The organism is Imperialibacter sp. EC-SDR9 (genome assembly GCF_902498805.1).
Classification (GTDB): Bacteria; Bacteroidota; Bacteroidia; order Cytophagales; family Cyclobacteriaceae; genus Imperialibacter.
In genome coordinates this window covers 116,764-131,211 of sequence record NZ_LR701574.1, presented here as the reverse complement: position 1 = coordinate 131,211, position 14,448 = coordinate 116,764, and the positions used below count along the sequence as shown (strand labels likewise).

The following is a 14,448-nucleotide window of genomic DNA, read 5'->3' as shown; positions in this document are numbered from 1 at the left end:
CTATCATGAAAAACATAAATAGACTCTTTCTAATTGTTCTTTCGTTTGTCTTCATCACCTCGTGTGACAAGGATTTTGACGAAATGAACGAGAGCAAAACGGCTGCAACGGCCATCGACCCTGCTTTTATACTGAACAGGGCCGTTCTTAACTCTTCCTTTCAAACCGCACAGCTTGTGTATGAAATTGGAATTGTACAGCAAATAGTGACGCCCAACTCTGGTGTGCTTACCGGGGCCAATTACAATCAGGACAACCGGGCATCCACCCAGGGAAACTGGCAAAACTATTACCGAAATGTCATTCGAAACACCAAGGACGTAATTGCGCAAGCCAGTGGAGATCCTGCAAGAATCAACCTCGTAAGCATGGCAAGAATTCTGCAAGCCAACGCCTTCATGGTACTCACCGACACATACGGTAACATCCCCTACTCTGAAGGAGGAGATGGCTACAACACGCAGATTTTCTTCCCGGCGTATGATACCCAGGAGTCGATCTATCCGAAAATAATTCAAGAACTCCAGGAGGCATCTGCTGCGCTGACCGCTAGCGGCAGAGTGGAAAGAGCGGATGTGCTTTTTGGCGGAGACGTGGAAAAATGGAGAAAATTTGGCTATTCTTTGATGCTTCGAGCTGGAATGAGACTTAGTGAAGTTTCACCCGCAACAGCGCAATCCACTGTAGCAGCAGCTTTCAACGGCGGGGTAATACTCACCAATGACAACAATGCATTTATCAGGCATGACGCCAACTATGCCAACCCTATGGGGAATACGCTGAACTCTACCGAAGCAGCCAATTTCTACCTGGCAAAACCATTTGTTGATGCATTGCAGTCTACAAATGATCCTCGCCTGTCGGCCATAGCCATACGTTACGTAGGTGCCACCTCTGGGCCCACACAAGTGGTTGAAGTGGGCTCAAAAGCAGCGGCCGACCAAATCGGCATGCCATTGGGTCATGACAACGGAACAGTGACAGGTGCCGCAGAAGACGACGGGCTAGCCAGTTTTTATGACTACAGCCAGGTTGACCGTCGCAGGATGGCCAAATTGGCCTCTCCAGCGTTTTTGGTAACAGCAGCACAGACTAACCTGTTGCTCGCAGAAGCGAGGTTCAGGGGCTGGATTACCTCTGGCACCGCAGCCCAGTACTTTGCAGCGGGCATTAGTGCACACATGGATCAGCTGGCTACTTTTGATGCCGCTTCAGCTGTAGCTGCAACCGATAGAGACACCTACTTGGCTGCAAATCCATTAGGTGCTGGTACAGAACTGGAACAAATCAACACGCAATATTGGATTGCTTCGTTCCTGAACGGGCCAGAGGCATTTGCCAACTTCAGGCGGAGCAGTTTCCCAGCGTTGTCACCGAATCCTTTTCCGGGAAGGGAAGTAACATTCATCAACCGCCTCACATACCCCAACTCTGAAATTTCAGTGAACACTGAGCAGGTCAATGCAGCCATTGCCGCACAGGGGGCCGATGACCTTGAAACCAGGGTATGGTGGGATAAATAAAAATAGCCGGGCTGTAAGAGGTTGATTGTAAACACCTCTTACAACCCAACTATTTTGACTCGTTTGTAAGCGCCAAAACTAAGAGTGGCAAAACAAAATATATGGCACCCCTCACAATCTTGTAAAATAGTTGCTGGAGTCAGCAAGAACAGATGCAGTTTAGTAAGTTCCTAAAGAACATTACCGGGTACTGCCATGCATTCAATGCCCAATGAATTGCTTCAAAAGATCATCCAAATAACAAAACAACCCCATGAAAAACATATTACAAGAAATCATCCAAAAGAATAAGCAGCGGGAGAGCGATGCTGCGCTGTTGCGCCAGACTGAAATTGACAATGCGGAAACGCCCGATAACAGACGCAGCTTTCTAAAAAAAACTGCTCTGGGAGGTTTGTCGCTCGCTGGTTTGATGAGCCTGTCGTTTGAAGACAGCATGGCGCAAACGACCTCCAAAGTTCAGAAGGCGTCTGCTCCCTCCGATCTAAAAATTACCGACATGCGCTATTGCCTTACAGGCGTTATGGGAGGCACGGCTATCATCCGCATCGACACCAATCAGGGCATTTACGGCCTTGGCGAAGTGCGAGATGCGGCAGACCCCCGCTATGCTTTGATGCTCAAGAGCAGGATACTGGGAGAAAACCCGTGCAATGTAGAAAGGGTGTTTAAGATCATTAAGCAGTTTGGAGGACAAGGACGTCAGGCAGGCGGCGTGTGTGCAGTAGAAATGGCGCTTTGGGATTTGTGTGGCAAGGCCTACAATGTGCCCGCCTGGCAGCTACTTGGCGGCAGGTATCGGGATACCGTTCGAATCTATGCCGACACGCCGGAGTCACCCGACCTGGAAGTTTTCAAGGAAAAAGTAAAGTACCGTACCGTCGACCAGGGCTATACCTGGCTGAAAATGGATGTTTCCATTAATGTGTTGAGAGATATTCCAGGAACATTGGTTAACCAGGCGTTTTGGAGATCGAATGGTTCTCAATTTTCAGGTGACTTTATGTCGTACGCAAATGCAAAGCACCCATTTACCGGCATCCAGGTAACGGAAAAGGGATTTGAAATATTGGCCCAACGAGTGGCGGACGTCCGTGCCGTGGTGGGAGACGAAATTCCAATGTCTACCGATCATTACGGGCATTTTGACCTCAACAATATGATTCGTTTGGGTAAGTCTCTCGAAAAATACCGTCTTGCCTGGCTTGAAGATATGGTGCCCTGGCAATACACCGAGCAACACAAAACAATTACCGACGCATTGGAAACGCCAACTACCACTGGTGAAGACATTTATCTACTGGAAAACTGCAAGCCACTGATCGACGTCCATGCCGTAGACATCATACATCCCGACCTCGCCTCTTCCGGTGGACTTCTCGAAACTAAGCGCATCGGCGATTATGCCGAGGAAAAAGGCATCTCGATGGCCATGCACCAGGCCGGTACACCTGTGTCTTTTATGGCCAACGTGCATTGCGCTGCTGCCACTCAGAACTTTTTGGCACTGGAGCACCATTCCGTTGATCTGCCGTGGTGGGAAGGCATGGTAAAAACCACAGACGGAAGAAAGCTGATTGACAAAGGCTTTGCCCCGGTTCCCCTCAGTGCACCAGGGCTGGGGATTGAGTTAGTAGATGATGTGGTGAAACAACACCTTGATGCCCGTGATACCTCCTACTTTGCTCCGACCAAGGAATGGGATGCCAAGCGTTCTCATGACAGGACTTGGAGTTAAGCATCAGATCAGGCAAAAGGGATAAAGTCGTTATTTTTATAGTAAAAGAAAAACTGCACAGCGATCCTGTGCAGTTTTCTTTTACGAGACCTTTGGGCTCGTGGCCTACGCAGAAGCCACCAACTCTTTTTCAATGACCTCTTTCAACGTATGCTTGGGTAAAGCACCAGCCTGCATCATAGGCTGTTTTGTCATGGGTATAAAGAGCATGCTGGGAATGCTTCGTATTTGGAAAACCGCTGCCAGCTCCTGCTCCACCTCAGTGTCAACTTTATAGATAATCACTTCAGGGTGCTCGTTGGAAAGTTCTTCAAGCACCGGTGCTACCATTTTGCAGGGCCCACACCAGTCGGCGTAGAAGTCAATAATTGCAGGCTTTTCACCCTTGAATTTCCACTCTTTTTCGGTGGTATAGTCAAAAACATCGTCTTTGAATTGCTGCGCAGTCAGTTTTACAGTTGCCATGGTTGCTTGTTTTAAGTTTCTACAAAAGTACTAGTTCTTCTAATTGAATTTTGTGACACATGTCACGTAAGCCGAAGAAGCAGAATCAACATCATAAAACCTGTTTCCGTTCATCAAGGGGCTAAGGCTCGAAGCATAGCATATAACGACTTTGCGGTTTGCTCCAGCAAACTTGCGCCTCCTATGCGTGATATAATATTCAATTAAAACGACCAACAAGATCTTCACTAACTTGTCAGGCTTGCCGGCTTTGCATGCGATCCGGTCTTCCTGTCTTCGCTCTCCGATCTCCCGTCTCCCGACTCCTTTCTGAACATCCGAGCGTCTGAATATCCGAATGTCTTCTTTCTCCCGACTCCTTTCTGAACATCCAAGCGTCTGAACATCCGAATGTCTTCTTTCTCCCGACTCCGGTGTTCGCTCTCCCGTCTCCCGACTCCTATCTGGACATCCGAGCGTCTGAATATCCGAATGTCTTCTTTCTCCCACTTCCCACCTTTTTTAAAAAACTCCCCCTCCTTTTGCATTTCCAAAAAACCTTTTCTACCATTGTACCGTACTAGTGACGTAATACAGTAAATCACATACAATGATTGACATCAAGAAACTTAACTTTAACTATGGCAACAAGCGCCGACCGCTGTTTCGGGAGCTCGATTGCCAGATCAACGCAGGCAGCATCGTTGGCTTGCTGGGCAAGAACGGCGCCGGCAAAACCACGCTATTGAAGCTGATGATCGGATTGCTGTTCCCCGACGGCGGCACAGTGAACGTGAACAATTACGAGCCTGGGAAGCGACAACCCTCCTTTCTTGAGGACATGTTTTTCGTATCGGAGGAGTTCTACCTACCAGGAATCTCCATTGCCAATTTCATCAAAGCCAATGCGGATTTCTACCCCAGGTTTGATGGCGCACTGCTCCAAAGGCTGCTGAAAGACTTTGAGCTTCCTGAAACCGAAAGCTTACAGAAGCTCTCCTACGGCCAAAAAAAGAAGTTTCTGATCTGCTTCGCACTTTCTACAAAATGCAGGCTGCTGGTGCTGGACGAACCTACCAACGGGCTCGACATACCCTCTAAAGCCATCTTTCGCAGGATACTGGCGGGAGCTTTGGATGAAGACCAGCTCGTCATTATTTCCACCCACCAGGTAAAAGACGTGGAAAACCTGATTGACCGCATCATCATGCTCGACAGTGGAAAGTTTATCATGCAGAAAGACCTTTTCGATATTTCCGCCAAACTTCACTTTTCCACCGGCTCAACAGCTGAAGGAGACGACATCCTGTATAGTGAAATGGTGCCCGGAGGCTATAAGGTGATCACACCTCAGGTGAATGGCGGCTCGTCTGTAGACATTGAATTATTGTTTAACGCCATTTTGAATGGCAATGAAAAATTGAAAAGCTATGTCCAGTAATATATTTAACAGCCGTCGTTTCCTGCTGCTGTGCAGGCAGCACTTTGTTCATAACAACAAACTGCTGGGCTTTTCCGCAGGGGCTTATGTTGGTGTGGTGTTTATCCTGCTGTCGTTCGTTCAGGCCAGCGAGGGGCTTCGACCTCATGATCTGGACAATTTCAGGGGATTCCTTATTGGGTTCGTGATTGTGTTTGGGCTACTCTATGTGGGCTATTCATTTCCCGCTTTTCGTTCGAAAGAAAGCACTATGAACTACCTGTTGGTGCCTGCATCGCTGGCGGAAAAATTCGTGTTCGAATTGGTCACCAGAATCGGACTCATGTTGCTGGCACTTCCGTTGTTGTTTTGGATCACTTTTAACCTACAGGGATACTTCTTCACGCTGTTCACTGAATTTTCCTTCGACCCTATCGGCATTCAACAACTGGTTGCAGTGGAAATGCCAAATGGGATTGACTCTGTCGGTTGGTTCAGTACAATGATCACTGGCCTGGCGCTGTTGCTTTTTGTGGTTCCATTCACCGGTGCTGCCATATTTTCGAAGCAGCCCCTGGTCAAAACACTTTTTTCGGTGGCTGTCATCGTCATTTTCTACTCTACGGTCATTTATCTGGTGGCAGAACCGTTGGGTCTCAATCAATATCACCCTGATCCTGAAGAAGGGATGTGGCTCGTGCCAACAAGTGAGCGTGCTGCTTTTCGCTTCTTCGCTTTGGCGGTGATCATTGCCAATGCGGTCATGCTATTTGTGGCCTACAGGAAACTTAAAGAAAGGGAGGTGTAGTATGGAATTTCAAAACGGTAAAAGCATTTTTCTGCAGATCGCAGACACCATCACCGACAAGGTGGTGAGTGGTGAGTTTCCTGCTGGGGAGAAGATTCCCTCCGTGCGGGAGCTGGCGGCAGAAATGGGGGTCAATCCCAATACGATCATGAGAACTTATAGTGAATTACAAGCCATGGACATCATCGAAAATCAAAGAGGTATCGGGTACTTTGTGAACAAAGACGCTCAAAAGACTATTCTCGAAAGTAAGAAGCAGGAGTTCTTCAGCAAGGTACTGCCCGACTTCCTGCGCCATGCGGCCATGCTTGGCATTACGTCAAGCGAATTGAAAAAACACATTGAAACTTTAAAATGACCACCATGAAGCTCAGCAATAAGATACTTATCGGGTTCTTCGGATTCATCCTCATTTATATGATGGCAGCATTCACCGAGGTGAGGCTCCGGGGATACAAAAGAGATTTGAGTGGTACGGAAGTGCAAGTTGAAAAAGCACCCCTTGGCAACGTCGGGTACATTGTGCTGTCAGACTCGGAACTCAGGGTAACCATAAGCTCGTCGAACGAGCCGCACATAGAAGTAAAAAGCATTGATGGTAGTTTTCTATCGAGTCTCAATTACGAGATGACAGGAGACACTTTGCACCTCAAAATCAACGAAATTATCAGTGGCAAGCCGGTTCAGGTGACTGTCTATGTGGCCGAAAATACATTCAGAGGGTTGCAAGCCACCAGGGCATCTGCCAGTATAACGAAGTTCAGTCAGCCGACGCTGTCAATTACTCAGTCCGGCGGCAGCATCAGAATGGATGGAGATGTCAATGTAACGAGCCTGAGCATAGCAGCGTCAGACAATGCAAACCTTGATGCCAGTGGTTTAAGTGTAAACCTACTATCAGTGCAGATGGATCACTCGAAAGTGATGATCTGGTCACCGGTTGTGCAGCTTCGTGGCAGCATACTTAATGATTCTTTTTTAAGGCTTGACGGGGTCGACGACATACAATTCACTAAAGACAAAAGCAGCAAAATACAAATCCAAGACTAAGGGCGGACTGTGTATCACGATTTGAATTCGTATTCCAGACAACCAAGCTTGTAATCTCAGAAAGAAAACAAGCACCTATTGTTACGTGAGTTTGACATAAGAATGTAACATAACATTACCGAGGTGCGTCATTGCGGAAATTTTCTTCAGATATTTTTCTCATCTGAAGAAAATTATCCGCAATCTCCGCCGCAAGACATATGAGATTCCGGATAAATATTGGCCCATTTTGATTTTAGGCCAATATTTTCCGGAATGACGACATTCTTATGTCGAGCTCACGTTATTGTAAGCAAACTGTAGCTGATGAACATTGAAATAAGAGGGCTTTCAAAAATATATCCCAACGGTCACGCAGCCATTCGCAACGTCGACCTCGACATCGGCAGCGGCATGTTTGGCCTGCTGGGGCCCAATGGCGCCGGCAAGTCAAGCTTCATGCGCACCCTGGTGACCTTGCAAAGCGCCACCTCTGGCTCTATTCTCATTGAAGGAATGGACATCAACGAGCACCGCCAAAAGATCAGGGCAATGATTGGCTACCTTCCACAGGATTTTACCTTTTTTTCCAAACTGAAGACTTGGGAATTTCTTGACTACGCTGCCCGACTGGCGACAAACCTGAAGAAGAAAGACAGGCTCATCAAAGTGGATTACCTACTCGATCAGGTGGGTTTGCTCGACGTGAGGGAGCGCATGGCCAACAAGCTCTCTGGCGGTATGAAACGACGGTTGGGCATTGCCCAGGCTTTGATTGGCGACCCCAAACTGCTGGTGATTGACGAACCCACCACAGGCCTTGATCCGGAAGAGCGGATCCGCTTCAGGAATATCCTGTCCGATCTCAGTCAGAAAGACGTTACCATCATCCTTTCCACCCACATTGTGGGTGACATCAGCAGTACCTGTCACAACATGGCTATGCTCAACAAGGGAGAAGTAGCTTTCAAAGGCTCGCCGGAGGGCATGATCGATCAGGTGCGTGGGCACGTTTGGCAGGTAACGCTTGGGGATGAAGAGTTTACAGCATTGAAAAACAAGTATTCGGTAGTCTCCACAATTCCCGTGGAAGGCCTGTGGGAAGCGCAACTTATTGCCACAAATCAGCCCCATCCGGAGGCAAAAAATGTAAATCCTAACCTGGAACACGCCTACGTCTATTTTATGGAAAATCAATTGGGCGTTTCGCTGGTATGAGTGCTGTATCGAACATACTGACCATCGCCCGCTACGAATCGAAAGTGGTTTGGCGCAACTGGTTTTTCCGGATTGTGTCGCTGGCTGGTATTGGCTTCGTGGTCATTTTTAACCTGGCGATTTTCTCAGAAATTGACCAGCCCCGGCGGTTTGAGCTTTCCAATAGCTGGATGATGCCCTACACCACCATGGTCATGATCAGCATTGCGCAGGCAGCCGCTGTGGTCTTCCTGGCTACTGGTTTGATCAAGAAGGACAAGAAACTCGACACCAACGAGGTATTCTTCGCCCGCCCGATCTCTAACCTCGATTACGTGCTGGGCAAAGCACTGGCCCTGTTCAACCTGTTCTTTTGGCTGAACCTGCTGCTTCTGTGTATTCCGCTGATTGTCAACCTGACCAACCCTAACACTGCCTTCAATCCGCTGGCCTTCGTCATTTATCCCTTGCTGATAAGTTTGCCATCCGTCATTTTCACAACGGGCATCGCCTTTTTGTTTGTGACCTTACTGCGCAACCAGCCCATCACCATTGTGCTGCTGCTGGGCCTTTCGGCTGTAGAGCTTATCTATTACTTCGACAAGTTCTCCTACATCCTCGACTTCATGGCCTTCCGGCTGCCTATGTTAGCGTCAGAGATGACCGGCTTTGCCCACCTTAATTTCGCCTTATGGCAGCGGGCATTCTACCTGGTGGCCGGGTTGGCTTTTCTGTTCCTTACGGCCTTCTTCCTTGACCGCCTCGCCAGCCACAAAAGGGTGAAGCTGCTCACTGGGCTGGTTGGAATGGTATTGGTTGCTGCCGCTGCCGTCATCATGATTAGGCTGGTTGCCCTGCGGGAAACGCCCATAGCGCTGCGGCAAGAGATGATTGCTGTTAATGGACAGTGGGCTGAGGTGCCGAACGTGGACATTCTCGCCCACCTCATTCACCTTGAGCAGGTTGAAAACAAACTCATATCCACTTCCGCCTTAACGGTAAAGAATAACCGTAGTGAGCCCCTGGCAGGCTTCTATTTCACACTGAACCCGGGCCTCGACATCAGCAGCTTGACCGTGAATGATACCAAAGTGGACTTTGAACGGCATTTGCAGGTGGTTTCAATCAATAATGCCATAACACTTCAACCAGGCGAAAAAGCAGATGTAGAAATCAGCTACGAGGGTGCTATCTGGGAGTCGGTGGCCCACCTTGAAGTGGATCAGGAGCGGTACGAGTTCCCAAGGGACTACCTGATGTTTGCCCTGCCAAAAAAATACGCCTATTTGCAGCCAGACTATGTGCTGCTGACCTCTGACGTGCTTTGGTACCCCGACACACAGATTGGCTACAGCCGGGAGTCACCCAGAAAGGAAAGAACGTCGTTTATCGACTTTCAGCTGGAGGTAAAGGTAAAAGAAAGCCAAACCGCCGTCTCCCAGGGCGAGATTATCACAGACGGGAACGTCTTCCGTTTTCAGCCCGAATATCCACTTCCGAAGATATCGCTGGCCATTGGCGCCTACGAGAAAAAAGAAATCACGGTCGACAGCGTGACTTACGCAGTCTATCAATACCCCGACGACAACTACACCTCGGAGTACCTCGGGCAATTGACCGACACCCTTGGCCTGCTCATCAGGGATATTGTGAATGAGTACGAGGATGGCCAGAAGCTCACCTACCCTTTTCGCAGATTGCAGTTTGTGGAAACGCCCTTATTGTTCGCTGCCTACAATAAAATATACGAAAACCAGCAAGCCTATCTGCAACCAGAAACGGTATACTGGCCGGAAGAAGGCGGAGATATCCGGGAGTTTGATTTCAGAAGGCAGCTGAAGGACATGGACGAGCAAGCCAAACGGGACAACCAGGTGCTGAGCGACAAGGAAAAGCAGGCCAACGTTTTCAAAGACCTGATCAAGAAGGTTTTCACCAAACAGTCGGGAACCGTATGGTTTTATGGTAATCGTGATGAAGATCAGCCTGACTACTCGCTCTTTCCCCAGCTATATAGCTACAATTCCGGTGTAGTGAGTCGTGACTGGCCCCTGCTCAATCGCAGTATTTCAAGCTTTCTGAGAAAAGACCTTCAGACGGAGAATGACTATTCCAGAAACATGAATGGGATCTCCTTTGAAGAAGAATGTAACGAGCTGCTGCGAACGACAATGATCAACGAAATCCTGACCAGCGAAACAAATTTCAACAAAATCAATAAGTCCGTCTCGCTGAAAGGCCAGTACCTGTTTGCCTACCTGGGGCAATTGCTGGGGCAAGATGAATTCAAGGGTTTTGTTCAAAACTGGATCAACGGCCACCAGCGCCAGCTCACCAGCTACGGTGATTTTCGGGCGGCGCTGCAGCAACACTTTGGCCTCGACATTGACCCGGTAATCAGACAGGTGTATTTCAGCACCGCACAACCAGCGTTTGAAATAGACAATGTACAAAAGTTTGAAGTGCTCGATGGCGACAGAAAGCGCTATCAGGTGCTGCTTGATATTAAAAACACCGGCGACAATGATGGAGTGATTGAGGTGAAATTCAATGCTGATGACGGTGGAAACGACAATCAATTTTCCCGGCGAAGAGAGGCCCAGCAAGTAAAAGAGGAAGTGCCTGGCTACCTTTCAGTGATCAAACTGGGCGAAACAAAACAGCTGGGATTTGTGCTGGATGAGAAGCCAGAAAAGATAACCATCAATACACTTATTTCGAGGAATATTCCTTCGGTGATCACCATGTCAACGGGCACTTTTAGTCCCCGTAAGCTGACCACGCTCTTCGAAGGGGAAAAGGTGCTACCGCCCACCGAAGCCACCAGCCAAAGCGAAGTGATTGTCGACAATGAAGATCCAGGGTTCAGCACGTTCAGCCCTGTAGAGCCGACCTACCTGAGGGCCTATCTCGATAGTAAAAGCCCTTCTGATCAAAAGTACTTCGGTAGCTGGCACCGCTCCCGCTCAAAGTGGAGAGCCACCACAGGCTCCAATTTCTACGGTAAGTCCATCTTGTCGGCTCACTTTACAAGAGCGGGCGGCGGCGACAAACTGGCCACCTGGGAGGTCACACTGCAGGACGAAGGCTTCTACGACGTCTACGTGTACATGATGGGCAAAAACCAAAATGAGTTCAACGGACGGGACGACAATAACCAGCAATTCAACTACGATTATACAATCCACCATAGCGACGGCACCGACGATATCAAATTCAATATTTCCAAAGCAGAGTTTGGCTGGAACTACCTGGGCTCCTACTACTTCGGTCGTACTGGTGGGAAGGTAGTACTCACCAACGAGAGCGACTTTGGAACTGTGTATGCCGACGCCGTGAAATGGGTGAAACAATAAACGATATGAGCTTTAACAGACAAACAAAAGCGAATCCTATGAGACCAAATGCTTTCCAGCGGCCCCTCCTGATACTTGGAGCCATAGTGGCGGTAATCGTGCTGAGTCTGCTGTCGGCACAGAGGGCCTTTGCCCAGCGGGTGCTTACCCTCGACGAAGCGATTGAGATAGCCCAGACCAGCAGCCCGGATATCAAGAAATCCAGGCTCAACCTGTTCAGCAACCGAAAAAGCCTGGATGCTCAGCGACTGGCGATGAAGTCGAGGTTTGGCCTGGACGTGACGCCGTTCGACTATAACAGAACCAGGCTGTTCAACGACCTGGTCTCCCGCTGGAACACCAACGAGGACTATAACTCCTTCGCCAACTTCTCGGTTTCTCAGCCCATCTCTGCTACTGATGGCACGGTCTCCTTGATCAATAGGTTTGGATACAGGGATAACTACTCTGAATTTCAAGATGTTAGAACGAAGACCTATAGCAATAATTTATACCTGCAGGTAGACCAGCCCATTTTCACCTACAACCGAAACAAGCTGCAAACACGGGAATTGGAACTCAACCTGGAGAACGCACAGATCAGCAATGCTCTTCAGTTGCTTACGCTGGAGCGAAACGTCACCCAGACCTTCTATTCCTTCTACCAAAGTCAGAACAGCCTGGAGATTTCCAAAGCAGAACTTGAAAACCAGGAGATCAGCTACGAAATCACCAAAAACAAAGTAGACGCCGACCTGCTCGCCATGGAAGAGCTGTACCAGGCCGAGCTCAACCTGGCCACCTCCCGGTCCACCCTGGAAAACAACCAGGTAACGCTTGACAATGCTGCGGACGACCTAAAGCTCCTGCTGGGCATCGGCCTTGACGAAGAGATTGCCGTGCAGGTCGACATCAAGTTCGTGACCCGGGAAGTTGACCTCAACCAGGCCATTGAGATGGGCCTGCGCAATCGGGTCGAGCTGAGGCAGCGTGCGATAGATATTGAACGCTCACAATTTGAGCTGACCAGAACCAAATCGCTTAACGAGTTCAAAGGAGCAGTGGCACTCTCTATGGGGATCTTTGGTGACAACATCAATGCCCCGCAGGTATACGATTCGCCTACTGTCAACCCAAGGGTGGCAATCTCATTCTCTATTCCAATTTGGGACTGGGGCGAAAACAAGGCACGCATGGAGGCCAGCAACGCCAACCTGGAGATCACCAAAGTAGACCTGCAAAACCAGAAGAATGATATCATTATCAATATCAGGAAGACATACCGGAGCCTGCAGAACCTGGAGAACCAAATCGAAATAGCACAGCAAAACGTAAAGAATGCGCAGTTGACCTACGAGATCAATCTGGAGCGGTACCGAAATGGTGACCTGACCAGCATCGACCTCAACCGCTTCCAGAGCCAGCTGTCGGACAAGAAAAGTGCGCTGGCCAGTGCGCTGATCAACTATAAAATTGAGTTGCTGAACATGAAGATCCTGTCGCTCTACGATTTTGAGAATCAGCAACCAGTAATTCCTAATTCTAATTAAGAACCACAAGTGACCATGCAACAGATAGAATATAAAAACGGATTTCAAGATAGGAACGGAATGGTCGACGGGGCCTTCCATACACCCACCGTCCGCCGTCATCCTGAGCCATTTCAGCCCCGGATACTGCGGTTGGGGAAATGGCGTGAGGATCCCCCGGCAGGAGATTCCTACCCCCCGGGACGGGCCTTTGCTGCCCGCTACCCTATGCTAAAGGCCCTGAATGACGGTGGGGTATGGAAGGCCCCCACTGCCATCATCAAGCGGAAGTACTTAAAAAATGCCATCCTCGCACTTGCCATGCTCGTCACCTTCGCATCCTGCAACAACGAGGAATCGAATATCCAGACCGAGATAAAAATTCCCGTTTCTGTGACCATCATCAAGCCTGAGTCAATATCCAGGTTTATCGAAACCACAGGCACTGTCTACTCTTCCAAGGAAGGCGCCATCAAGTCGGAGCTCACTGGCATTTACCGGTTGCAAACCAATCCGGCCACCAGAAGGCCATTTGCGCTGGGCGACATGGTAAGGGCGGGTCAGGTCATCATCAGGCTGGAGGACAAGGAGTTTGAAAACAACCTGCAGCTCGACGGAAAGAAGCTCAGCCTGGAGGTGTCAGAAAACAATCTCAATAAGCAGAAGTCGCTATTTGAAAAGGGCGGCGTGACCCAAACAGAACTCAACCAGGCGTCAATTGACTATGTAAATTCGAAATACGCCTACGAAAATGCGGAGATCCAGAAAGCCAAAATGTTCGTAAAAGCGCCATTTACCGGGGTGATTGTATCGATTCCCTACCATACCGATGGCGTCCGCATCGATCAGGGCCAGGAGCTCTTCAAGGTAATGGAGTACGAACACCTGCTCATGGATGTGAAGCTGCCCGAAAAACACCTGCCAGAGGTAACGCTCAATCAGCGGGTGCAGATCACCAACTACAACCTGGCCACCGACACCATCATTGGAAAGATCAGCCAAATCTCGCCAGTCATCGACACAGAAACCAGGACCTTCCAAAGCGTATTGCAGATCAATAACGACAAGAAGCTGCTCCGCCCTGGCATGTTCATCAAAGCAGCCATTCTTTCTGAGCAGCGTGACAGCACCATCGTCATCCCCAAGGAAACCATCATCTCCCGCCAGGATGGCAAAGTGGTGTTCACGGTAGAGAATGGTATTGCGACAGAAAAGAAGATCACCACAGGACTTGAAAACCAGGATGTGATTGAAGTGATCAGCGGATTGAAAGTCAACGACCGCCTGGTGGTCACCGGCTTTGAAACGCTGAGGAATAAGAGCAAGGTAAGTGTGATTCAGTAGGAAGTGAGGAGACCGAAGACGGAAGACCGAAGTGAGAAGACCGAAGTTGGAAGACGGAATGAGGCGTCGGTACGGTAGCGA

12 protein-coding genes are annotated in these 14,448 nt (G+C 49.1%); 10 read left to right on the top strand and 2 right to left on the bottom strand.

The annotated features are described in order from the left end of the window. The first annotated feature begins 5 nt into the window (after positions 1 to 5). Entirely contained in the window at positions 6 to 1,523 is a 1,518-nt protein-coding gene (locus GC130_RS01970) for a SusD/RagB family nutrient-binding outer membrane lipoprotein (protein WP_151996574.1), read from the top strand. Between the two features lie 253 nt (positions 1,524 to 1,776). After that, a complete protein-coding gene (locus GC130_RS01965; RefSeq protein ID WP_151996573.1) occupies positions 1,777 to 3,261 on the top strand; it encodes a mandelate racemase/muconate lactonizing enzyme family protein in 1,485 nt (494 codons plus the stop codon). Between the two features lie 105 nt (positions 3,262 to 3,366). On the opposite strand, the gene trxA is transcribed toward GC130_RS01965, so the two are convergent. Next, positions 3,367 to 3,726: a thioredoxin gene (gene trxA / locus GC130_RS01960; protein ID WP_151996572.1), complete on the bottom strand. Its 360-nt coding sequence runs from the start codon at positions 3,724 to 3,726 to the stop codon at positions 3,367 to 3,369. A gap of 227 nt (positions 3,727 to 3,953) precedes the next feature. Beyond that, complete coding sequence (locus tag GC130_RS01955; RefSeq protein WP_151996571.1) at positions 3,954 to 4,310, bottom strand: hypothetical protein; 357 nt, start codon at positions 4,308 to 4,310, stop codon at positions 3,954 to 3,956. A gap of 5 nt (positions 4,311 to 4,315) precedes the next feature. Between GC130_RS01955 and GC130_RS01950 the strand changes: the two genes are divergently transcribed. The 8 genes from GC130_RS01950 (at position 4,316) to GC130_RS01915 (ending at position 14,367) form a co-directional block, all read left to right on the top strand. Continuing rightward, the gene (locus GC130_RS01950) at positions 4,316 to 5,146 is read left to right on the top strand and encodes an ATP-binding cassette domain-containing protein (protein WP_151996570.1); all 831 of its coding nucleotides are present in this window, start codon (positions 4,316 to 4,318) and stop codon (positions 5,144 to 5,146) included. Next, complete coding sequence (locus GC130_RS01945) at positions 5,136 to 5,933, top strand: hypothetical protein (RefSeq protein WP_151996569.1); 798 nt, start codon at positions 5,136 to 5,138, stop codon at positions 5,931 to 5,933. The genes GC130_RS01950 and GC130_RS01945 overlap by 11 nt, the downstream gene beginning before the upstream one ends. A gap of 1 nt (position 5,934) precedes the next feature. Then, on the top strand, positions 5,935 to 6,291 hold the full coding sequence (locus GC130_RS01940) for a GntR family transcriptional regulator (RefSeq protein ID WP_193217732.1): 357 nt from the start codon (positions 5,935 to 5,937) through the stop codon (positions 6,289 to 6,291). A 5-nt stretch (positions 6,292 to 6,296) separates the two neighbouring features. Then, complete coding sequence (locus tag GC130_RS01935) at positions 6,297 to 6,983, top strand: GIN domain-containing protein (protein ID WP_151996567.1); 687 nt, start codon at positions 6,297 to 6,299, stop codon at positions 6,981 to 6,983. A 306-nt stretch (positions 6,984 to 7,289) separates the two neighbouring features. After that, positions 7,290 to 8,180 carry an ABC transporter ATP-binding protein gene (locus tag GC130_RS01930; RefSeq protein WP_151996566.1) on the top strand — a complete coding sequence of 297 codons (891 nt, stop codon included), beginning with the start codon at positions 7,290 to 7,292 and terminating at the stop codon, positions 8,178 to 8,180. Beyond that, positions 8,177 to 11,515 carry a hypothetical protein gene (locus GC130_RS01925; RefSeq protein ID WP_151996565.1) on the top strand — a complete coding sequence of 1,113 codons (3,339 nt, stop codon included), beginning with the start codon at positions 8,177 to 8,179 and terminating at the stop codon, positions 11,513 to 11,515. Before GC130_RS01930 ends, GC130_RS01925 begins: the two co-directional genes overlap by 4 nt. 5 nt (positions 11,516 to 11,520) lie before the next feature. Beyond that, complete coding sequence (locus tag GC130_RS01920; RefSeq protein ID WP_226940364.1) at positions 11,521 to 13,044, top strand: TolC family protein; 1,524 nt, start codon at positions 11,521 to 11,523, stop codon at positions 13,042 to 13,044. A 15-nt stretch (positions 13,045 to 13,059) separates the two neighbouring features. After that, the gene (locus GC130_RS01915) at positions 13,060 to 14,367 is read left to right on the top strand and encodes an efflux RND transporter periplasmic adaptor subunit (protein ID WP_226940363.1); all 1,308 of its coding nucleotides are present in this window, start codon (positions 13,060 to 13,062) and stop codon (positions 14,365 to 14,367) included. Positions 14,368 to 14,448 lie beyond the last annotated feature (81 nt).